Source organism: Pseudonocardia xinjiangensis, from assembly GCF_050948425.1.
Taxonomy (GTDB): domain Bacteria; phylum Actinomycetota; class Actinomycetes; order Mycobacteriales; family Pseudonocardiaceae; genus Pseudonocardia; species Pseudonocardia xinjiangensis.
The window spans coordinates 7530140-7552063 of record NZ_CP192009.1 but is presented as its reverse complement, the minus strand read 5'-3'; the positions used below and the strand labels follow the sequence as shown (position 1 = coordinate 7552063).

The window sequence follows — 21924 nt, the reverse complement described above, 5'->3', positions numbered from 1 at the left end:
TACTTTGAGTATCGGCTACTGACGGGTAACGCCCATCCTGAAGCCCAGACCCCCGGGAGGAACCTGTGCCGGAGACCCGGAAGGCCGCCGTGATCGGTGGCAACCGCATCCCCTTCGCCCGCGCGAACGGCGCGTACGCCCGCGCGTCCAACCTCGACATGCTCACGGCCACGCTCGACGGGCTCGCCGCCCGCTTCGGGCTGGCGGGCGAGCGGATCGGAGAGGTGGCGGGCGGCGCGGTCCTCAAGCACAGCCGCGACCGCGACCTCACCCGCGAGGCCGTGCTCGGCAGCACGCTCTCGCCCTCCACCCCCGCCTACGACGTGCAGCAGGCCTGCGGCACCGGCCTGGAGACCGCGGTACTCGTCGCCAACAAGATCGCACTCGGGCAGATCGAGAGCGGCGTTGCCGCCGGTGTCGACACGGCCAGCGACGCGCCGGTCGCCCTGAACGACGACCTGCGCCGGGTGCTGATGGAGCTGAACGGGGCGCGCTCGCTGGGCGCCCGGCTCAAGGCACTGCGCGGGCTGCGGCCCGGCCAGATCGTCCCGGAGGTCCCCCGCAACGCCGAGCCGCGCACGGGGCTGTCGATGGGCGAGCACGCCGCGCTCACCGCGCTCGAGTGGCACGTCGGACGCGAGGAGCAGGACGAGCTGACCGTCGCGAGCCACCGCAACCTGGCCGCCGCCTACGACCGCGGCTTCTTCGACGACCTGGTCACGCCCTACCTCGGGCTGACCCGCGACCAGAACCTGCGGCCCGACACCTCCGTGGAGAAGCTCGCCAAGCTCAGGCCCGTGTTCGGCAAGGGCGAGGGCGCCACCATGACGGCAGGCAACTCCACACCGCTCACCGACGGCGCCGCGGCCGTCCTCCTCGGGTCGGACGAGTGGGCGGCGCAGCACCGGCTGCCGGTGCTCGCGCACCTGGTCGACGCGGAGACGGCGGCGGTCGACTTCGTGCTCGGGTCCGACGGGCTGCTCACCGCGCCGCTGTACGCCGTGCCGCGGCTGCTCGAGCGCAACGGCCTCACCTTGAGTGACTTCGACTTCTACGAGATCCACGAGGCGTTCGCGTCCACGGTGCTCGCCACCCTCAAGGCGTGGGAGGACCCGGCGTTCGCGAAGGAGCGGCTCGGGCTCGACGCCCCGCTCGGCGCGATCGACCGCGCGAAGCTGAACGTGGCGGGGTCCTCGCTGGCCACCGGTCACCCCTTCGCCGCCACGGGCGGGCGCATCGTCGCGACGCTGGCGAAGCTGCTGCACGAGAAGGGCAGCGTTGGCGGCCGGAAGAGCCGGGGCCTGATCAGCATCTGCGCAGCGGGCGGCCAGGGCGTCGTCGCGATCCTCGAGGGGAACTGACATGTCCAACGACACGCTGCGCGATCTGTCGCAGAACCAGCTGGTCCGGCGGCTCGGCGTGCCGCGCATCCCGGTGCTGCGCCGCTACGCGCCTGGCCGGCCCCTGCTCGACGGACCCGCGCTGGTCGGGGCCGTCGGCGCGGGCCGGTACGCGGAGCAGATCCGTGCGCTGCTGAAGGACGCCGACATCGCCGACGCGGCCGGGGACGGCACGGTGGCCGCGGCCGTCCTCGACGCCACCGGCGTCCGGACGCTCGACGACCTCGCCGCCGTGCGGGAGTTCCTGACTCCGGCGGTCCGGCGGCTCGCCCCGTCGGGCCGGTTGCTGCTGCTGGGCCCCGAGCCCGACGCGGGCGACGTGGAGGCCGCCGCCGCGGCCCAGGCTCTCGACGGGCTGGTGCGGTCGGCGGCCAAGGAGGTGCGCGCGGGCGCCACCGCCAACCTGCTGGTCGTGCACCCCGACGCGCCGCCGGCGGCCACCGACTCCGCGGTGCGCTTCTTCCTCTCGGCCCGCTCGGCGTACGTCGACGGGCAGGTCGTGCGGGTCGGCGTGCCCGTCGGGCCGGCCCAGGACCCGATCGGCATGGACGCGCCCGACGAGGTGGTGCGGCCGCTGGCCGGGCGGGTCGCGGTGGTCACCGGCGCGGCCAGGGGCATCGGTGCAGCCATCGCCGACACCCTCGCCCGCGACGGCGCCACGGTTGTCGCGGTCGACGTCCCGGCGGCGGGCGAGTCGCTCTCGCGCGTGGCCAACCGCGTCGGCGGTACCGCGCTGCAACTCGACATCACCGCGCCCGACGCCGCCGACCGGCTGCTCGCCCACGTGCGGGAACGGCACGGCCGGCTCGACGTGGTGGTGCACAACGCGGGCATCACCCGCGACAAGCTGCTCGCCAACATGGACGCCGACCGCTGGGACGCTGTGCTGGCCGTCAACCTGCGCGCGCAGCTCGCGATCAACGAGGCGCTGTTCGCCGGTGACCTGCTCAGCGACACCGGACGCATCGTGTGCATCGCCTCCACCAGCGGGATCGCCGGCAACCGCGGTCAGACGAACTACGCCGCGAGCAAGGCGGGCGTGATCGGGATGGTGCGGGCATTCGCGCCCCGGTTCGCCGAGCGGGGTGTCACGGTCAACGCGGTGGCTCCGGGCTTCATCGAGACCGAGATGACCGGGAAGATGCCGCTGGGCACCCGCGAGGCCGGGCGCCGGATCAACAGCCTCCGCCAGGGCGGGCTGCCGGTGGACGTCGCCGAGACGGTCGGCTGGCTCGCCGAGGCCGAGACCGGTGGGGTCACCGGACAGGTCGTGCGGGTGTGTGGGCAGAGCATCCTGGGGGCCTGATGGGACTGGCTCCGCAGTACCTCAAGGCCGCGGTCGGGTCGTTCGGGCCGCGCGCGTCGGTGCTCCCGGACCGCGAGCGGTCGCGGGAGGGCGTGTCCGTGGACCGCTCGCACCTCGCGGCGTACGCGCGGGTCTGCGGCTTCGCGGTGGACGACGTGCTCCCGCCGACGTATCCGCACGTACTGGCGTTCCCGCTGCAGGTCGAGCTGATGGCGGACCGGGCGTTCCCGTTGCCGCTGCCGGGGCTGGTGCACATCCGCAACACGATCACCGTCTACCGGGGGATCGACGCCGCCGAACCCCTCGACGTCCGGGTGCACGCCGAGCGTTTCGTCGCACATCCGAAGGGCGCGCAGGTCGATCTCGTCGCGCGGGTCGACGCGGGCGGCGAGCCCGTGTGGCACGGGCGCAGCACCTATCTCGCCAGGGGAGCCACCGCGCCCGCTGCCGACGGTGATCCGGCGCCGGCGCCGCCGCCGGGAGTGTCCGGCGGTGCCCTTGCCGCGGTCTGGCGGGTGGACGGCGGCACCGGCCGTCGCTACGCCGGTGTCAGCGGCGACGTCAACCCGATCCACCTGCACCCGCTGACCGCACGGGCGTTCGGTTTCCCGCGGGCGATCGCCCACGGGATGTGGACGGCCGGACGCGCGCTGGCCGCGCTGCAGGGGCGTCTGCCCGCCGGGCTCACCTACGACGTCGCCTTCGGGAAGCCGCTGCTGCTGCCCAGCACGGTCGAGCTGCACGCCGCCCCGGCCGGGGACGGCTGGAACCTCGACGTGCGCCAGCGCGTGGGGGCCGTCCACCTCACCGCGACGGTCCGCCCCTGATCCGCCGGGCCGGGTAGGGCGACTCGCGCACCAAAACCGGGCGACTCGCGGGTCCGGATCGGGCGACTCGCGCGGTCAGAACGGGCGACTCGCGGGTCCGGAGCGGGCGACTCGCGGGCAGGACGGCGGCACGTGACCATGTCGCGATCGTGAGCGCCGCCCTACGCTGCCCGATCATGGCGCGGTCCGTGCTCGACCTGCCGACGCGGATCGCGCTCGCCGTGGTCGTGGTGGTCGCCAACGTGGCGGGCGCCGGTGTGGTGCTCGTGCTCGCGGCGTGGGTGCTGCCCGAAGGACCGCTCGCGGATCCGGCCACCGTGCGGATGCTCAACATCGTGACGTTCGGCGGCTACCTGCTGCTGGCGGTGCCGGTCGGGCTGGTGTGGGGAGCCCGGCGGTTCCGGCTGCGCACTCCCGCCTCCGGTGGCGAGCGCCCGGAGAAGCGCACGGAGCAGCGCATGGTGCTCCACGGCCCGCTGCGGCTGGTCACCGTGCAGGCCGTGCTCTGGGTCGTGGGCGCCGCCCTGTTCGCCGGCCTGAACGCCCGCTGGTCGCTGCGGCTCGCGGTCTCGGTCGGGGAGACGATCGTGCTGGGCGGCATCACCACCTGCGCGTTGTCCTACCTGCTCAGCGAGCGGATCCTGCGGCGCACGGCGGCGCGCGTGCTGGCCGCGCAGCCACCGCGGCGGCGGGCGCTGCCCGGGGTGGTGGTCAGGGCGCTGCTGTTCTGGGCGCTCGGCACGGCTGTGCCGGTGGTCGGGCTGCTGCTCTCGGCGCTGTCCGTACTGGTCTACCGCGACGTGTCCGCCGACCGGTTCGCGGTGATCGTGCTGGCCGTCGGGGCCACGGCGCTGGTCGCGGGCCTGCTGGTGACGGTGGGGGCGGCCAGGGCGGTGGCCGACCCCGTGAACGCGGTGCGCCGGGCGATGCGGCGGGTGGAGGGCGGCGACCTCGACGCGAGCGTCACGGTCTACGACGGCACCGAGCTCGGGCAGCTGCAGTCCGGCTTCAACACGATGATCAGCGGCCTGCGGGAGCGGGAGCGCATCCGGGACCTCTTCGGCCGGCACGTCGGTCGTGACGTCGCCCGGGTGGCGGCGGCCACCGACGAGGTGCGGCTCGGCGGCGAGGTACGCCGGGTGGCGGTGCTCTTCGTCGATCTCGTCGGCTCGACGGCCCTGGCGGTGCAGCGGCCGCCCACCGAGGTGGTCGGGCTGCTCAACCGCCTGTTCGCCGTGGTCGTCGAGGTCGTGGAGGACCACGGCGGCTGGGTCAACAAGTTCGAGGGCGACGCGGCGCTGGCCGTGTTCGGCGCGCCGGTCGACGCGGCGGACCCGGCGGGTTCCGCACTGGCCGCCGGCCGGGTGCTCGCCGCGCGGCTGGCCGCCGAGCTGCCGGAGGCCACCGCGGGGATCGGCGTCTCCGCCGGGGACGCCGTGGCCGGGAACGTGGGCGACGTGCGGCGCTACGAGTACACCGTGATCGGCGACCCGGTGAACGAGGCCGCGCGGCTGACCGAGCTGGCCAAGACGGTGCCCGGCCGGGTGCTCGCCACGGGCGCCGCCGTCGGGCTGGCTGACGAGGCGGAGGCCGCCCGCTGGACGCTCGGCGACACGACGGTGCTGCGGGGCCGTGGCGCGCCGACCCGCCTCGCAACCCCGTGCGAGTCCCGGCAGACGGAGCCGGGTGTGCGCCGCGCGAGCCGTCAGGATCTCGGCGCGTAATGGCCGGAATCCGCGTGGATCAGGGAGAGACCCGGAGCTAGCGTCGGCCCGTGACCCAGCAGACGACCCCGGCAGCCCCCGTCGTTCCCACCTCCCGCTACCGGTGGAGCGCGGTGGCCGCCGTCGTGGTCACGGTCTGCGCGTGGGCGTCGGCGTTCGTCGCCATCCGTGCGGTCGGGGAGTCCTACGACCCCGGTCCGCTGGCGCTGGGCCGGTTGCTCGTCGGGTCGCTCGCGCTGGGTGCGGGAATGCTGGTCACCAGGCGCTGGGTCACCCCCACCGCACGGGAGTGGGCGCTGATCGCCCTGTGCGGGATCGCCTGGTTCGGCGTCTACAACGTGGCGCTCAACGCGGCCGAGCAACGCGTCGACGCCGGTACCGCCGCCATGGTGGTGAACGTCGGGCCGATCCTGATCGCGCTGTTCGCCGGGCTGCTCCTCGGTGAGGGCTTCCCGCGGTGGCTGGTGGTGGGGGCGCTGGTCGCCTTCAGCGGGGCCGTGCTGGTCGGCGCGTCCACGGCGCACCTGGACCGGTCCGACATCCTGGGTGTGCTGCTCTGTCTCGTCGCCGCGGTCACGTACGCGGTGGGAGTGCTCGCTCAGAAGTTCGTGCTGCGGCGGCTGCCCGGGCTCCAGGTCACCTGGCTGGCGTGCACGATCGGCGCCGTCGCGTGCCTGCCGTTCACGCCGGCGCTGCTCACCGACGCCGCCGCGGCTCCGGCGGGCGCCACGGCAGGGCTGCTCTACCTCGCCGTCGTGCCCACCGCGCTGGCCTTCAGCACCTGGGCCTACGCCCTGGCCCGGATGGACGCCGGGCGGCTGGGCGTGAGCACCTATCTGGTGCCACCGATCACGATCGTGATGTCCGGGCTGCTGCTCGGTGAGGTGCCGGCGCTGCTGGCGCTAGTCGGGGGCGTGATCTGCCTGGCCGGCGTCGCACTGTCCCGGCGCCGGTAGCCGTCCGGTGGGTCAGTTCTCGTCCTGCCACGGAGGCGGCACGATGACGAAGCGCACGGTCTGGCCGGGACGCACCTGGGCCGCCCGGTCGACGTCGGCGTCGATCACCACGGCGCCCACCGGGTATCCGCCGGTCACCGGGTGGTCGGCGAGGAACAGCACCGGCTCCCCGCCGGGCGGCACCTGGATCGCGCCGCGCACCATGCCCTCCGTCGGCAGCTCGCCGGAGCCGACGCGCTCCAGCTGCGCACCCTCCAGCCGCATCCCGACGCGGTCGCTGCGGCTCGACGCCGTCCAGACGGTGCGGGCGAGCGCGGCGGGGTCGGCGAGCCGGTCCGCCCGGGGGCCCATGATCGCCCGCAGCGTGACGGCGCCGCCGGGCGGCACCGCCACCGGCGCCACGTCCACCAGCGGGAGCTCGGCCGGTTCCGGGCCGACGGGGAGCACCTGGCCCGGTTCGAGCTTCGGCGGCCCCAGCCCGGCGAGCACGTCGGTGCTGCGCGAGCCGAGCACCGGCTCGACGGCGATGCCGCCGCGCACGGCGAGGTAGGTACGCAGCCCGGTGGGTGGAGTCCCCAACCGCAGCACCTGCCCTGGCCGCACCGTCACCAGCGCGTGATGGCCGACCGGAGCGCCGTCGACGTCGGCCGGCGCCGGGGCACCGCTGAGTGCCACGGTGAGCGGCAGCCGGTTGTCGGACGAGGCGCGAACGGCCAGGCCACCGAACACGGCCTCGATCCCGGCCGCGTCCTCGGGGTTGGCCACCAGCCGGTTCGCCAGGCGGAGCGCGCTGCGGTCGGCGGCTCCCGAGCGTCCGACGCCGGACGCGCCGTGTCCCGGCCGTCCGAGGTCCTCGACGAGCGCCAGCGCTCCGGTCGCCACCACCTCCAACGCGCGGGTGCTCACCGGGCCTCCACGAACTGGACGATGCCACCCGGTTCCAGGAGGGCACCGTTGTCGACGTCCCACAGCACCGCGTCGGTGTGGCCGATCAGCTGCCAGCCGCCCGGTGACGCGCGCGGGTAGATGCCGCTGTACTCACCGGCCAGCCCGACCGCCCCGGCCGGTACGGACGTCCGCGGTTCGGACCGGCGCTCGACGTCCAGGCGCGGGTCGCCCCCCGCGAGGTAGGCGAAGCCGGGGGCGAACCCGCCGAACGCGACCCGCCACGGCGTGCCCGTGTGGGCCTTGACCACCTCGGCCGCGTCGAGCCCGGTGAGGCGGCTCACCTCGTCGAGGTCGGGCCCGTCGTAGGTCACGGTGATCTCGATCGTCTTCCCGTCCGGCGGTGGTGCTCCCGGCTCCACGGGCAGTGCCAGCACGTCCCGGCGCACCGCGCCGATGTCGGTGCGCGGGGCGAGGGTGAGCAGCACCGTCCGCGCCGCCGGGACGATGTCGAGCACGCCCGCCGGTGGAGCCGCGCGCACGGCGTCGGCGAGCGCGAGTACCTCGGGCAGCCCGTCCACCTCGATGAGCAGGCCCGAGTCCCCGAACGGGAGAACCTTCACCCGGCCCGCTCCCCGGCGAACGGCGCCAGCGCGACGCCGGAGCGGTCGAGGCCCGCCCGCACGGCCGTGGCCATCGCGACCGCTCCCGGTGAGTCGCCGTGCACGCATGCGGACTCCGCGCTCACGCGCACGTCGGTGCCGTCCACGGCCGTCACGACGCCGTCGTCGATCATCCGCAGCAGCCGGGCCGTGACCTCCTCCGGGTCGTGCAGCAGGGCTCCCGGCTGGGAGCGGGGCACGAGGGTGGCCTCGGGCGTGTACCCGCGGTCGACGAAGAACTCGCGCACCGTCCGCAGCCCGGCGGCCTCGGCGGCGCGCAGCAGCGCCGATCCGGGCAGGCCGAGCACGGGTAGCGAGGGGTCGTACGCCCGTACCGCGGCCACGATCGCCGCAGCTTGCGCCTCGTGGTGCACCGCGGTGTTGTAGAGCGCTCCGTGCGGCTTGACGTAGCGCACGGAGGTGCCGTTCACCCGGCACATGCCGTCGAGCGCGCCGATCTGGTAGATGATGTCGTCGGCGAGCTGCCCGGGCTCCACGTCGATGAACCGGCGGCCGAATCCCGCCAGGTCGCGGTAGCTGACCTGCGCGCCCACCACCACGCCGGAGCCGGCGGCCTTGGCACAGGTGCGGCGCAGGGTCGACGGGTCGCCGGCGTGGAAGCCGCAGGCCACGTTGGCCGAGGTGACCAGATCGAGCATCGCGTCGTCGTCGCCGAGCACCCACCGGCCGAACGACTCGCCGAGATCGGAGTTGAGGTCCACTCTCACAGCTTGTCCAATCCGCGGGGCCCGCTCTTCGCCGACCAGGAGATTTGAGCGTAAGGATCGTTGAACAATCCGGCAAGGCGGGAGACGGGGTTCACTCCGCTGCCCACGCGGGCAGGATCGACGTCATGGATGACGACCTTCCCGCCGCCCTCGTCACCGGCGGCGGCAGCGGTATCGGCCGGGCAACCGCGCAGCGGCTGGTCCGGGACGGATGGCGGGTCGTGCTCGCCGATCTCAACACCGCCAACGGCGCCGCCGCGGCCGCCGAGCTCGGTGCGGCCGTCCGGTTCGTCCGTGCCGACGTCGCGCAGGAACCCGACGTCGAGGCGGCGGTGGCCACATGCGTCGAGGAGTTCGGGCGGATCGACTGTGTGGTGAACAACGCAGGCGTCGGAGGTGCCTTCGGGCGGCTCACCGACATCGAGGTCAGCGACTGGGACTACACGTTCGCGGTGCTCGTACGGGGGGTGTTCCTCGGGATCAAGCACGGTGCGGCAGCCATGAGGGCGGCGGGGCGGGGTGGGTCCATCGTCAACGTCGCCTCGATCGCCGGGTTCTCGGCGGGGGCAGGACCGCAGGCCTACTCGGCGGCGAAGGCGGCGGTGATCAACCTCGGGCGGGTGGCCGCAACCGAGCTCGGGCCGGACCGGATCCGGGTCAACACCGTCTGCCCGGGGCTCGTGGCGACGCCGCTGGTGGCCGGCGGCGCGGCCACCGCCGCCGCCGTGATGGCGCAGGCGCAGCCGTGGCCGGATCTCGGGCGTCCCGAGGACATCGCGGACGTCATCGCGTTCCTCGCCGGTCCCGCAGCACCGTTCCTGACGGGCGAGGACATCACGGTGGACGGAGGCCTGCGGGCGTCCGGACCCCGGGTGCAGGCGGCGTACGGCGGCGACGCGGCCGCCCGCGGGTTCGTGGGCGTGAACCGCGGCAGCACGGGCGAGGAGCCGACCGTGCGCCGCCGCCCGTGAGGAGACCCGGGCCGCCACGTCAGCCGGTGTTGCGCAGGCCCGCCGCGATGCCGTTGATCGTCAGGAGTAGTGCGCGGTGCAGGTCCGGATCCGGGTCCTCGGTCTGGCGGCGCTGGCCCAGCAGCTCGACCTGGAGGTGGTGCAACGGCTCCAGGTAGGCCGCGCGCACCGCGAGGGTGTTGCGCAGCACCGGGTGGCGGGCCAGCAGGATCGTGCTCCCGGTGAGCTTCAGCACCTCGCGCAGGGTGCGCTCGTGCTCGGCGACGATGTCGTCGAAGATCGGGTGCAGGTCGGGCTCCACCAGTTCGGAGACGTAGAAACCGGCGATGCGCAGGTCGGTCTTCGTCAGCGTCATCTCGACGTTGCCGAGCAGGTTGGTGAAGAACGCCCAGTCCCGCATCTCGTCGAGCACCTCGCCGTAGCCCGCCTCGCGGGCCGCGCGCAGCCCCGAGCCGAGCCCATACCAGCCGGGCACCACCATCCGGGTCTGCGTCCAGCCGAACACCCACGGGATGGCGCGCAGGTCGTCGAGGGTGGGGGCACCGCGGCCGGGCCGCCGGGACGGGCGGGAGCCGACGTTGAGCCGCCCGAGCTCGTCCACCGGCGTGGCCGAGGCGAAGAACTCGGGCAGGCCCGGACGGCCGACGAGCCCGCGGTAGGCCTCGCGGGCGGCGTTGCTGACGACGTCCATGGCCTCGTCCCAGCGATCCAGCTTGCTGTCGCCCCAACGGGCCGACTGGTGCAGCAGCGTGGCCTCCAGCACGGCGGACAGCATGATCTCGAGGTTGTCGTGGGCCAGCGCGGGCAGCGAGTACTTGTCGGAGATGACCTCGCCCTGCTCGGTGACCTTCATCGTGGCGTCGACCGACCCGAACGGCGCCGACGCGACCGCCTCCGCGGACGGGCCGCCGCCGCGTCCGACCGACCCGCCGCGGCCGTGGAACAGCCGCAGCCGGATCCCGTGCTTGGCGGCGATGTCGCGGAGCTGGCGCTGCGCCCGCTGGATCTCCCACTGCGACGTGGTGATGCCGGCGCCCTTGTTGGAGTCGGAGTACCCGAGCATCACCTCCTGGAGGTCGCCGCGGTTGCGTACGTGCTGCCGGTAGCCCGGAACGGAGAGCAGGCCGTCCAGCAGCGCCCCGGCCTGGGAGAGCTCCTCGACGGTCTCGAACAGCGGCACCAGGTCGATCGACGAGCGCGGGTCGCGGTGCAGCTCCACCATGAACGCCTCGCGGGCGAGGACGGCCACGGCCAGCACGTCGTCGACGCCCTGGCACATGGAGACGATGTAGGTGCGGGCCACCTCCTGCCCGTACTCGTGCTGCACGTCGTGGAGCATGTCGAAGGTCGCCAGGACGTCCACGGCCTCCGCGGGCAGCCCGTAGTGCCTGCGCGCCAGCGGGCGCCCGCCCTCCAGCTCGCGCGCGAGCAGCTGCGTGCGCTCCTCGCGGGTCAGCTCCGCGTACGGCTTCGGCAGCTCGCCGAGCGCGTCGTAGACCGCGCCGAGTGCCTGGTGGTGGCGCTCGCTGTGCTCGCGGACGTCGAGCTCCGCGAGGTGCAGGCCGAGCGCCCGCGCGGTGCGCAGCGCCCGAGCCAGGGTGCCGTCGGCGATCCGGCTGCCGAGGTGGGCGCGCAGGGAACGGTCGATCACCGCCAGGTCCGCGATGTACCCGTGCGGGCCCAGGTAGTCGACGCCCGGCCGGTGCTCGCCGTGGAGCTTGATGCGCTCGCGCGTGTTGGCCAGCCGCGCCTGGATGTAGGAGAGCTTGAGCCGGTAGGGCTCGTGGGCGTTGAGCCGGATGAACCGGTCGTGGATCCCGGGAAGGGCCCGGCGGTCGCGGGCGAGCGAGCCGCGCAGCTCCTCCGAGACCCCGATCACGCGGGTGGAGACGCTCAGCTCGCCGACCAGCTCCTCGACCAGGCCGTCGTGGATGCGGATGGCGCGCTCGGAGTACAGCTCGAGGACCTCGCGGGTGACGGCCGGGGTGACGTTGGGGTTGCCGTCGCGGTCGCCACCGACCCAGCAGCCCAGCACGAGCGGGCGCGCGCCATCGGGCACGGTGAACCCGGCTGCGCGCACCTCGCGCTCGAACTCGCCGAGCAGCTCGGGTACCGCGGTGCGGCCGAGCTGTTCCATGTACCAGCCGATGGCCCGGGCCTCGTCGGCAACGGTGGGCTTGTCGGGGCGCAGCTCGTCGGTCTGCCACAGCAGGTCGACCAGCGCGCCGAGCGACTCGTCGGACGCGCCGCGGTCCAGCCCGTCGGCCACCCGGCGCAGGATCGCGAGCACCGACTGGCGTGAGGACTCCGTGGGGTGTGCCGTGAACACCGGCCGGAGCTCGGTGCGGGCCAGCACGGACTGCACCTCGGCGCGGTCGGGCCCGCCGTCGTCCGACTCGGCGAGCTGCTCCATCAGCCGGCGCAGCGGGCCACGGCCGCCGGGGTCGGAGGCGGCGAGCTCCCGGGCCCGGTGGCGCTGTTCGGCGATGTTGGCGAGCTGGAAGTACTGCGAGAACGCCCTGGCCAGCGACACCGCGGTGCCCGCGTCGAGGCCGGAGAGCAGCCGCGTGATCTCCGCGTCGCCGTCGCCGCCGGCCTCGATCGCCGACCGGGAGAGCCTGCGGACCTGCTCGACCAGCTCCAGCAGCTCGGGACCGCCGTGGTGCGCGAGGGTCTGGCCGAGCATCGTCGAGAGTCGCCGGATGTCGGCGCGCAGCGCTTCGTGGCCGGACTCGGAGGTGACGCCGGCGTGGGCGGCGACGTCCCGCGGAGCGCCGGCACCGCGGGTCGCGGGCGGGACGGGTGTCAGCACACCCGGTGTGCCCGGTGCGGAGGCGTGGAACATCGGCGTCGCACGGTCGCTCACTGGCGCCTCCGGTTCGGCGGTGGGGGGCCGCTCGCGCCGGTGGGAACGACAGGACCGACGGCATCGTCTCCTGTCGAGGGTGCCGCGCGCCAGCCCCCCGTGCCGCCGCACCGGCGTCAGCCGGGCAGGTCCATGAGTGCCGCGAGCGCCATCCGGGACAGCAGCGCCGCCGCGGCGTGCGGCCGCCCCTCGCTGCGGCCCGGCCCGAGGGGGCCCGGCGCGATGTGTGGAGTGGAGTTGAGCAGGCCGAACGCGCCGTGCGCTGCGATCCGGGCCGACTCGGCGGTCAGGCCGGGGTGGACCCGCTGCAGAGTGTCGACCCAGATCTCGACGTAGGTGCGCTGCAGCCTGCGCACCCGCCTGCGTGCCTCCGCCGGCAGGTTCGCCAGGTCGCGGTCCTGCACCACGATCAGCTCCGGCTCGCGCAGGGCGAAGTCGGCCTGGAACTCGACGAGCGCCGCCAGCACCTCCCGCGGGTCGTCCGACGCGCACGCCCGGGCCTGCCCACCGGCGAGCAGGTGCTCGCTGATGCCGACGAGCATCTCGGCGAGCAGCGCCTCCTTGCCGGGGAAGTGCCGGTACAGCGCCGGTCCGCTCACCCCGACCGCGGCACCGAGATCGGCGATGCTCACGCCGTGGAAGCCGTGCTTGGCGAACAGCTGCGCCGCGACAGTGAGGATCTGCTCCCGCCTGCTGCCGCCTGTGCCCGCCGCCGGGGACGCCGCCATCAGGGCAGCGTAGCGCCCCGGTTAACGCCTGTTAACTGGCTCCGCGGCGTACTCAGCGACCTCACAGCGCCGATCGTTACGCTCGCGGAGTGGCCGGTCTACGCAGGGCGATCCGCGCGCGTCTCGGCGTGCGCGCCGCGTCGGCCCTCGCGGCCGCGGTGGTGGTGACCCTAGCGCTGATCGTCGCGGGAGCTGCGCTGGTCCTCCTCGTCGGCCAGTCGCTGCGTGCCACGGTGCAGGCCACCGCCGAGACCCGGATGCAACAGCTCATCGACCGGGTCGAGGGCAACTACGAGGGCTCGTCCAACGAGAACGCCCGGGAGGCGATCAGGGTCCTCGCCAATACCCCGGACGACCTGGTCCAGGTGCTGGTCCGGTACGAGTCGGACGACGACGAGGACGACGTCACCGTGATCGAGGGGGGCAGCGACGCCGCCGGGCGCTCGCAGCCGCTGTCGTCGCTGTGGCCTCAGGACGGGCAGCGGGTGGTGCTGCCGAAGACCGAGGTGATGCGCGCCGACGGCAGCCGCGTCCCGGCCGTGCTGGTGGCCGCGGGCACCGTGTCGGCAGGCAACCACGTCGCGATCTACGTGGCGCTGCCGTTGACGAGCGTCCAGACCGCCACCGACACCGTGCTGTTCTATCTGCTCTTCGGCGTGCCGATCCTCATCCTGGTCACCGGGCTCACCACGTACTACTTCGCGGGCCGCGCGCTGCGCCCGGTGGAGGCGATCCGCGCCCGGGTGGCCGCGATGAGCGAGAAGGACCTGGCCCAGCGTGTCCCCGTGCCCGGTGCGCGCGACGAGGTCGGCCGCCTCGCCGAGACGATGAACGCGATGATCGGCAGGCTGCAGGACGCCCAGGGCGTCCAGCGCCGGTTCGTCGCCGACGCCAGCCACGAGCTGCGCAGCCCGCTCGCCACGATCGCCACCGGCCTCGAGCTCATGCAGCGGGGTCCCACCGACCCCGGCACCGTCACGGCGCTGCGCGGCGAGACCGAGCGGCTCAACCGGCTGGTCGACGCGCTGTTGCTGCTCGCGCGGGCCGACGAGCGCGGCCTGCAGCCGCGCCGCGAGGAGGTGGACCTCGACGAGGTCGCCGAGAGCGAGCGCGGCCGTCCGTCCGACAGCCGGGTGGTGGCCGAGGTGCACGCCGAGCCCGTGCGGGTGATCGGTGACCGCGGGCAGCTCGCCAGGGTGGTGCGCAACCTCGTCGACAACGCGCGCCGGCACGCGCGTTCGCGGGTGATCGTCACGGTCACGCGGGAGGAGAGCACCGCCGTGATCGAGGTCTCGGACGACGGACCGGGCGTGCCGGCCGAGGATCGGGGCAGGGTGTTCGAGCGGTTCGTCCGGCTCGACTCCGCCCGCGCCCGGGCCGACGGCGGCTCGGGGCTGGGCCTGGCGATCGTCGCCGAGGTCGTGGCTGCGCACGGGGGCAGCGTGACCGTGGACGACGCGCCGGGCGGCGGGGCGCGCTTCCGCGTCCGGCTGCCGGCCACTCTGCCTCAGGAGCCCCTCGCCGAGGGAACGCCTGCGGCCCCGTGGCGGCCGGTGGCCCCCGTTCCGTCCACTGCGCACGCCCAGCGGCCCGTGCGTGACGAGGACGCGAAGCGTGATCCGGAGACCAGGCCGTGGGGCATCCCGGCGGTGTCCGGCGGCGAGGAGACGAGCCCGTGGGGCACCCCGGGGGTCCCGCTCACCGATCCGAACGGCCTGCCGGTGCCCCGCCAGTGGCGGGGCGGTTCAGGGGTGGCGGACGATCAGCGCGGCTCGATCATCCGGTAGCCGACCCCACGCACCGTCTCGATGGTGCTCGTGCCGAACGGGGCGTCGATCTTGCGGCGCAGGTAGCCGACGTACACCTCGACGACGTTGACCTCGCCCTCGTAGTGGGCGTCCCAGACCGCGCGCAGGATGTCGGTCTTCGTGACCACCTCGCCCGCGTGGCGCATCAGGTGCTCCAGCACGCCGAACTCCCGCGGGGTCAGGGTGATCTCCGTGTCGCCGCGGTGCACGCGGTGCCTGGCCGGGTCGAGGCGCAGCGATCCGACCGTCAGGACGGTGGGCCTCGCCTCCCCCGAGCGCCGCAGCAGCGCCCGCAGCCTGGCGAGGAGCACGACGAACGAGAACGGTTTGACCAGGTAGTCGTCGGCGCCGAGGTCGAACGCGTCGGCCTCGTCGTACTCGCCGTCCTTGGCGGTGAGCATGAGCACCGGGGTCCAGATCTGGGCGGCCCGCATCCGTTCGAGCACGCGGTAGCCGGACAGGCCCGGCAGCATGATGTCGAGCACCACGACGTCGTGCTGGCGCGTGCTCGCGGCCGCGAGACCGGCGAGGCCGTCGTGCACGACGTGCACGGAGTGGCCCTCGTGCGCCAGCCCGCGGCGCACCATCTCGGCCAGCGGCACCTCGTCCTCCACCAGCAGCACCCGCACGATCAGACCGTAGCGGGGGCCGATCACGAGGCTCGGCGCCCCCAACGCTTCCGATGCCCATCGATTTCTGGGCACTGGCACCACCGGGTTAATGAGCGTTAACATCGGCCCAGTCCACGGAGGGGGTCCGCATGCCCGTCGCCACGTCCGGTCCGCCGCTGCGCAGCGCGGTCGACCCGTCCGGGCCGGACGCCGCGCGCCACGCCGCGTCGCACCGCGAGCTGGTCGCCGGCCTGCGCCGGAAGCTCGCCGCGGCCCGGCTCGGTGGCCCCGAGCGCGCCCGGCAGCGGCACGTCGAGCGCGGCAAGATGCTGCCGCGCGAGCGCGTCGACTCGCTGGTGGACCCGTCCAGCCCGTTCCTCGAGCTCTCGCCGCTGGCGGCCGACGGCATGTACGGCGACGAGGCCCCGGGAGCCGGGATGATCACAGGCGTCGGGCGGGTGGCCGGGCGCGAGTGCGTGATCGTGGCGAACGACGCCACCGTCAAGGGCGGCACCTACTACCCGATGACGGTGAAGAAGCACCTGCGCGCCCAGGAGGTGGCGCTGCACAACCGGCTGCCGTGCATCTACCTCGTCGACTCCGGGGGCGCGTACCTGCCCGCGCAGGACGACGTCTTCCCCGACCGTGAGCACTTCGGCCGGATCTTCTACAACCAGGCCACGATGTCCGGGCTCGGCATCCCGCAGATCGCCGCGGTGCTCGGCTCCTGCACGGCGGGCGGCGCGTACGTCCCGGCGATGAGCGACGAGGCCGTGATCGTCCGTAACCAGGGCACGATCTTCCTGGGCGGCCCCCCGCTCGTGAAGGCCGCGACCGGCGAGGTGGTCACGGCCGAGGAGCTCGGCGGCGGGGACCTGCACTCGCGGATCTCCGGGGTCACCGACCACCTCGCCAACGACGACGCGCACGCACTGCGGATCGTCCGCTCGATCGTCGGCACGCTCGGACCGCGCGCGCCGCGGCCGTGGGACGTGCTCCCCACGGAGGAGCCCGCCGTCGACCCGGCGTCGCTCTACGACGCGGTGCCCACCGACTCCCGGACCCCGTACGACGTGCGCGAGGTGATCGCGCGGATCGTCGACGGTTCGCGGTTCCACGAGTTCAAGGCCGAGTACGGCACCACCCTCGTCACGGGTTTCGCGAGGCTGCACGGGCACCCCGTCGGTGTCGTGGCGAACAACGGCATCCTGTTCTCCGAGTCGGCGCTCAAGGGTGCCCATTTCATCGAGCTGTGCGACCAGCGCGGGATCCCGCTGGTGTTCCTGCAGAACATCTCGGGCTTCATGGTCGGCCGCGAGTACGAGGCCGGCGGAATCGCGAAGAACGGCGCGAAGATGGTGACGGCCGTGGCCTCGACGCGGGTGCCGAAGCTGACCGTGATCATCGGCGGCTCGTTCGGGGCCGGCAACTACTCGATGTGCGGGCGGGCCTATTCACCGCGCTTCCTGTTCATGTGGCCCAATGCCCGCATCTCCGTCATGGGCGGCGAGCAGGCCGCCACGGTCCTCTCCGCCGTGCGCGGCAACGGGAACGGGGAGTCCGACGAGGACTTCAAGAACCGCATCCGCGCCCAGTACGAGCACCAGGGCCACCCGTACTACTCCACGGCGAGAATCTGGGACGACGGCGTGATCGACCCCCTCGACACGAGAACCGTCCTGGGTCTTTCGCTGAGCGCTGCAGCCAACGCTCCTCTCGAGACGCCGCATTTCGGCGTCTTCCGGATGTGACCGCCCCGACCAGCAGGAAGGCTTCGCGTGTTTGACACCGTGCTCGTCGCGAACCGGGGCGAGATCGCCGTGCGCGTGCTGCGCACCCTGCGGCGCATGGGGGTGCGGTCCGTCGCCGTGTACTCCGATGCCGACGCCGGTTCCCCGCACGTCGCCCTCGCCGACGTCGCGGTCCGGATCGGGCCTGCGGCGGCCGTGCAGAGCTACCTGTCGATCCCCGCCGTGATCGAGGCGGCGCGGGCCACCGGCGCGCAGGCGATCCACCCCGGCTACGGGTTCCTCAGCGAGAACACGGCCTTTGCCGCGGCCTGCGAGGAGGCCGGGATCACGTTCGTCGGGCCGCCTGCGGCCGCGATCGAGGCGATGGGCGACAAGATCCGCGCCAAGCAGACCGTCGCCAAGGCGGGGGTGCCCGTCGTCCCGGGTTCGGACGGCGCGGGTCTGTCCGACGACGACCTGGCCGCCGCCGCCCGGCAGATCGGGTACCCGGTGCTGCTCAAGCCCAGCGCCGGCGGCGGTGGCAAGGGAATGCGCGAGGTGCACCGCCCCGAGCGGCTCGCCGACGCCGTCGCGTCCGCCCGGCGCGAGGCCCGCGGCTCGTTCGGCGACGACACGCTGCTCGTGGAGCGGCTCGTCGGTACGCCACGGCACATCGAGATCCAGATCGTGGCCGACGCGCACGGCGCCGTCGTGCACCTGGGCGAGCGCGAGTGCAGCCTGCAGCGACGCCACCAGAAGATCGTCGAGGAGGCGCCGTCGGCGCTGCTCACCGAGGAGCAGCGCGCCGCGATGGGTGCCGCGGCGGTCGAGGCCGCGCGTGCAGTGGGCTACTCCGGCGCGGGCACCGTCGAGTTCATCGTGGAGGGCGACCGGGCAGGCGACGGGGCCTTCTACTTCATGGAGATGAACACCCGGCTCCAGGTGGAGCACCCGGTCACCGAGATGGTCACCGGGCTCGACCTCGTCGAGCTCCAGCTGCGCGTGGCCGCAGGTGAGCCGCTGCCCATCGCCCAGGACGACGTCCGCCTCACCGGGCACGCCGTCGAGGCGCGGGTCTACGCCGAGGACCCGGCCGCGGGCTTCCTGCCGACCGGCGGCCGGATACTGGCGCTGCACGAACCGGCCGGTCCGGGGGTCCGGGTCGACTCGGGGATGGCCGAGGGTGCCGTCGTCGGGTCGGACTACGACCCGATGCTCGCGAAGGTCGTCGCCCACGGCGCCGACCGCGCCGAGGCCCTCCGCCGGCTCGACACCGCACTGCGCGACACGGTGGTGCTCGGCCTCGACACCAACATCGGCTTCCTGCGCGCCCTCCTCGCCGACGACGACGTCCGGGCGGCGCGGCTGGACACCGGCCTCGTCGCGCGCCGGGGAGCGGCCTGGACCGCGTCCGAGCTGCCTGCCGACGTGCTCGCGGCCGCCGCGGCCCACGCCATGCTGGAACTGGAGCCCACCGGGCCGGTGGTCGACCCGTTCGACGTGCCCGGTGGCTGGCGCATCGGCGACCCGGCGTCGACCACGTGGCAGATGCTCGTCACCGGCCACGAGCCCGTGGTCGTCAGGGTGAGCGGGCGCGCGTCGTCCGCCGAGTGCGTGGTCGGCGACGGCGCTGCGGTGTCGCTGCGCGCGCAGCGCCGCGCGGGGTTGCTCGAGGTGACCCTGGACGGCGTCACCCGCCGCTACCACTGGGCCGGCGGCGAGACGTTGTGGCTCGGGCGCGACGGCCACGCCTGGGGCATCCGCGAGCAGGCCCCGCTGGACGCGGCGGCCTCCGCGGAGGAGGGCGCAGGCGGGCCGGTGCTCTCGCCGATGCCCGGCACGGTCACCGTCGTCGAGGTCGCCGAGGGGCAGCAGGTCGCCGCCGGCGACCGCCTCGTCGTCGTCGAGGCGATGAAGATGGAGCACGTGCTCACCGCACCCGTCGACGGGGTGGTCCGTGAGCTCCGGGCCCGTGCGGGCGCCACCGTCGCGCGTGACGCCGTGCTCCTGGTCGTCGAACCCACCACGGAAGAGGGATGACATGGACCTCACGCTGAGCCCCGAGCACGAGGCGCTGCGGGCTACCGTCGAGGACTTCGCCCGCAAGGAGGTGGCTCCGGTCATCGGGGAGCTCTACGAGCGTGGCGAGTTCCCGTACGAGATCGTGGCGAAGATGGGGGCGATGGGCCTGTTCGGCCTGCCCTTCGACGAGTCCTACGGAGGCATGGGCGGCGACTACTTCGCCCTGTGTGTCGCGCTGGAGGAGCTCGCGCGCGTCGACTCGTCGGTGGCGATCACCCTGGAGGCGGGGGTGTCGCTGGGCTCGATGCCGATCTACCGGTTCGGCACCGACGAGCAGAAGCGCGAGTGGCTTCCCGCGCTCACCGCAGGGGAGCGGCTGGGCGCGTTCGGGCTCACCGAACCCGGTGGCGGTTCGGACGCCGGTGCCACCCGCACCACCGCGCGGCTCGACGGCGACGAGTGGGTGATCAACGGCTCGAAGGCGTTCATCACCAACTCCGGCACCGACATCACCTCGGTCGTCACGGTCACGGCGCTCACCGGTGATGCGGACGCCACCGGGCGCCGGGAGATCTCGGCGATCATGGTGCCGGCCGGGACGCCGGGGTTCCGGGTGTCGAAGAAGTACTCGAAGGTCGGCTGGTCGGCCTCCGACACCCGCGAGCTCTTCTTCGACGACTGCCGGGTGCCTGCCGCCAACCTCCTCGGCGAGCGGGGGCGCGGCTACGCGCAGTTCCTGTCGATCCTCGACGAGGGCCGGGTGGCCATCGCCGCCCTGTCGGTCGGGCTCGCGCAGGGCTGCGTGGACGAGTCGGTGCGCTACGCCCACGATCGCGTGGCCTTCGGCAACCCGATCGGCAGCTACCAGAGCATCCAGTTCAAGATCGCCGACATGGAGGCGCGGGCGCACACCGCCCGGCTGGCGTACTACGCCGCGGCGGCGAAGATGCTCGCGGGCGAGCCGTTCAAGAAGGAGGCGGCGATCGCGAAGCTGGTGGCGTCGAACGCGGCGATGGACAACGCCCGCGACGCCACCCAGGTCTTCGGCGGCTACGGGTTCATGAACGAGTATCCGGTGGGGCGCTTCTACCGGGATGCGAAGATTCTGGAGATCGGCGAGGGCACCTCCGAAGTTCAACGCATGTTGATCGCCCGGCAGCTGGGTTTGTAGCACCCCGCTGGCGCCGCGGCGGGGGGCCACCGGAGGATGGTGGGGTGAACGCCCTGTTCGCCCGGATAGTCGTGATTGTGAGCGGTGCCGCAATCCTGGTGGTGGAGACGCTCTCCACCCGGCTCGTGGCGCCCTACGTCGGTCTGACCCTCGAGTCGACGACGGCGGTGATCGGGGTCGCGCTGGCCGGGATCGCCGCGGGCGCCTCGCTCGGGGGGCGCTGGTCCGACGTGCTGCCACCACGCTGGGTGGCCGCGGGCGCGCTCGCCGTCGGCGGCCTGGGGGTGCTGGTGGTGCGCCCGCTGATCCGGCTGCTCGGTCCGGCGCTCGGGCCCGGCCCCTACGCCGCGGTGGTGCTGGTCGCGGTATCCACGTTGGTGTCGGTCACCGCGCTGGCGATGGTCACGCCCGCCGTCACGCGGGCCAGCCTGTCGAGTCTGGACGGCTCCGGTGCGGTGATCGGGCGGCTGTCCGCCGCCGGCACGCTCGGGTCGCTCGCCGGGGTCTTCCTCACCGGGTTCCTGCTGGTGTCGCTGTTGCCGGTCACCGCGATCCTGCTGGTCACGGCGGCCTCCTGCCTGCTGCTGGCGGCGGTCACGGCCACGGTCCGCGCGCCGGCCACCGTCGTCGGGGTCGCGGTCGCCGCGGCAGTGGCAGGCGCCGTGCTCGTGGCCGTGCCGGGACGCTGCGACGTCGACACCGTGTACTACTGCGCCCGCATCGAGACCGACGCCGGGCGGCCCGGCACCCGGATCCTCGTGCTCGACGACCTGCGCCACTCGGCGGTCGACCTCTCCGACCCGACACGTCTTGAGTTCGCCTACACCCAGCGGTTCGCCGACGCGATCGACACGGTCTTCCCCGCAGGTCGTCCGGTGGACGCCGTGCACATCGGCGGGGGCGGCTTCACGATGCCGCGCTGGCTGGCCGCGACCCGGCCGGGCAGCACCTCGACCGTGCTGGAGGTGGACGCCGGCGTGGTCGACCTGGCGCGCCGCGAGCTCGGCGCGGCCGACATCCCGGGCACCACCGTGCAGATCGGGGACGCCAGAACCGCGCTCGCCGGCCTGCAGACCGCCTCCGCGGACCTGGTGGTGGGCGACGCGTTCGGCGCGCGGTCCGTGCCGTGGCACCTCGCCACCACCGAGTTCGTCGCCGATGTGAACCGGGTGCTGCGGATCGACGGCGTCTTCGTGCTCAACGTGATCGACCGCCAGCCGTGGCGGCTGCTGGCGGCGGAGGTGGCCACCGTGGCGACCAGGTTCCCGAACGTCGTACTGCTGGTCCGCCCGGACCAGCTCGGGCCGGGCGGCGGGGGCAACGCGGTGATCGTGGCGTCCGACCTGCCGCTCGACCTCGCCGGGCTGGCCGCCAGAGCGGCCGTGCGGGGCGAACCGGGCTCGGTGCTCGGCGACGACCGCACCCGTGAGTTCGCCGGTGCCGCCGCCGTGCTCACCGACGACTGGGCACCGGTCGACCAGCTGAGGGGCTGAGCGCGGTACGGTCCGGCTCGACCGAGGAGAGGCGGC

General features: G+C 73.8%; 17 protein-coding genes. 11 read left to right on the top strand and 6 right to left on the bottom strand.

What is annotated here, in order from left to right; all coding sequences use genetic code 11:
• The first annotated feature begins 65 nt into the window (after positions 1-65).
• The 5 genes from ACQPZA_RS35730 to ACQPZA_RS35710 all read left to right on the top strand — a co-directional run bounded on the left by ACQPZA_RS35730 (position 66) and on the right by ACQPZA_RS35710 (position 6213).
• Positions 66-1361 (top strand): acetyl-CoA C-acetyltransferase, encoded by a 1296-nt coding sequence (locus ACQPZA_RS35730; protein WP_433276838.1) that lies wholly within the window; start codon positions 66-68, stop codon positions 1359-1361.
• Position 1362: 1 nt separating this feature from the next.
• Positions 1363-2706 (top strand): 3-oxoacyl-ACP reductase, encoded by a 1344-nt coding sequence (locus tag ACQPZA_RS35725; RefSeq protein WP_433276836.1) that lies wholly within the window; start codon positions 1363-1365, stop codon positions 2704-2706.
• The gene (locus tag ACQPZA_RS35720; RefSeq protein ID WP_433276834.1) at positions 2706-3533 is read left to right on the top strand and encodes a MaoC family dehydratase; all 828 of its coding nucleotides are present in this window, start codon (positions 2706-2708) and stop codon (positions 3531-3533) included. Before ACQPZA_RS35725 ends, ACQPZA_RS35720 begins: the two co-directional genes overlap by 1 nt.
• A gap of 176 nt (positions 3534-3709) precedes the next feature.
• Complete coding sequence (locus tag ACQPZA_RS35715; protein WP_433276832.1) at positions 3710-5257, top strand: adenylate/guanylate cyclase domain-containing protein; 1548 nt, start codon at positions 3710-3712, stop codon at positions 5255-5257.
• A 50-nt stretch (positions 5258-5307) separates the two neighbouring features.
• Entirely contained in the window at positions 5308-6213 is a 906-nt protein-coding gene (locus ACQPZA_RS35710) for a DMT family transporter (RefSeq protein ID WP_433276830.1), read from the top strand.
• Between the two features lie 12 nt (positions 6214-6225).
• Here ACQPZA_RS35710 and ACQPZA_RS35705 read toward each other — a convergent pair whose 3' ends face one another.
• The 3 genes from ACQPZA_RS35705 to ACQPZA_RS35695 are packed head-to-tail and all read right to left on the bottom strand — an operon-like array spanning position 6226 to position 8488.
• Positions 6226-7119, bottom strand: coding sequence for a biotin-dependent carboxyltransferase family protein (locus ACQPZA_RS35705; RefSeq protein ID WP_433276828.1), 894 nt, complete (start codon positions 7117-7119; stop codon positions 6226-6228).
• Positions 7116-7721, bottom strand: a complete 606-nt coding sequence (locus tag ACQPZA_RS35700) for a 5-oxoprolinase subunit B family protein (protein WP_169397290.1) — start codon at positions 7719-7721, stop codon at positions 7116-7118. The genes ACQPZA_RS35705 and ACQPZA_RS35700 overlap by 4 nt, the downstream gene beginning before the upstream one ends.
• Complete coding sequence (locus ACQPZA_RS35695; RefSeq protein ID WP_433276826.1) at positions 7718-8488, bottom strand: LamB/YcsF family protein; 771 nt, start codon at positions 8486-8488, stop codon at positions 7718-7720. The genes ACQPZA_RS35700 and ACQPZA_RS35695 overlap by 4 nt, the downstream gene beginning before the upstream one ends.
• A 125-nt stretch (positions 8489-8613) precedes the next feature.
• Here ACQPZA_RS35695 and ACQPZA_RS35690 point away from each other — a divergent pair, with 125 nt between their 5' ends.
• Entirely contained in the window at positions 8614-9459 is an 846-nt protein-coding gene (locus ACQPZA_RS35690) for an SDR family NAD(P)-dependent oxidoreductase (protein ID WP_433276824.1), read from the top strand.
• A 19-nt stretch (positions 9460-9478) separates the two neighbouring features.
• Here the strand turns inward: ACQPZA_RS35690 and ppc are convergent, their stop codons facing one another.
• Together ppc and ACQPZA_RS35680 are read right to left on the bottom strand one after the other, a co-directional pair.
• Positions 9479-12325, bottom strand: coding sequence for a phosphoenolpyruvate carboxylase (ppc, locus tag ACQPZA_RS35685; RefSeq protein WP_433276823.1), 2847 nt, complete (start codon positions 12323-12325; stop codon positions 9479-9481).
• Between the two features lie 116 nt (positions 12326-12441).
• Positions 12442-13053: an SACE_7040 family transcriptional regulator gene (locus ACQPZA_RS35680; protein WP_433276821.1), complete on the bottom strand. Its 612-nt coding sequence runs from the start codon at positions 13051-13053 to the stop codon at positions 12442-12444.
• Between the two features lie 164 nt (positions 13054-13217).
• On the opposite strand from ACQPZA_RS35680, the gene ACQPZA_RS35675 reads away from it, so the two are divergent.
• Entirely contained in the window at positions 13218-14840 is a 1623-nt protein-coding gene (locus ACQPZA_RS35675) for a sensor histidine kinase (protein WP_433276818.1), read from the top strand.
• Here the strand turns inward: ACQPZA_RS35675 and ACQPZA_RS35670 are convergent.
• Positions 14816-15490 carry a response regulator transcription factor gene (locus ACQPZA_RS35670; RefSeq protein WP_169397304.1) on the bottom strand — a complete coding sequence of 225 codons (675 nt, stop codon included), beginning with the start codon at positions 15488-15490 and terminating at the stop codon, positions 14816-14818. The two genes, ACQPZA_RS35675 and ACQPZA_RS35670, sit on opposite strands and share 25 nt — an antisense overlap.
• Positions 15491-15621: 131 nt before the next feature.
• On the opposite strand from ACQPZA_RS35670, the gene ACQPZA_RS35665 reads away from it, so the two are divergent.
• The 4 genes from ACQPZA_RS35665 (at position 15622) to ACQPZA_RS35650 (ending at position 21888) form a co-directional block, all read left to right on the top strand.
• Positions 15622-17223, top strand: coding sequence for a carboxyl transferase domain-containing protein (locus ACQPZA_RS35665; protein WP_433276816.1), 1602 nt, complete (start codon positions 15622-15624; stop codon positions 17221-17223).
• Between the two features lie 27 nt (positions 17224-17250).
• Positions 17251-19242 (top strand): acetyl/propionyl/methylcrotonyl-CoA carboxylase subunit alpha, encoded by a 1992-nt coding sequence (locus tag ACQPZA_RS35660; protein ID WP_433276814.1) that lies wholly within the window; start codon positions 17251-17253, stop codon positions 19240-19242.
• Between the two features lies 1 nt (position 19243).
• Positions 19244-20395, top strand: coding sequence for an acyl-CoA dehydrogenase family protein (locus tag ACQPZA_RS35655; protein ID WP_433276812.1), 1152 nt, complete (start codon positions 19244-19246; stop codon positions 20393-20395).
• A gap of 77 nt (positions 20396-20472) precedes the next feature.
• Entirely contained in the window at positions 20473-21888 is a 1416-nt protein-coding gene (locus ACQPZA_RS35650) for a fused MFS/spermidine synthase (RefSeq protein ID WP_211174504.1), read from the top strand.
• The last annotated feature ends 36 nt before the right edge of the window (positions 21889-21924 follow it).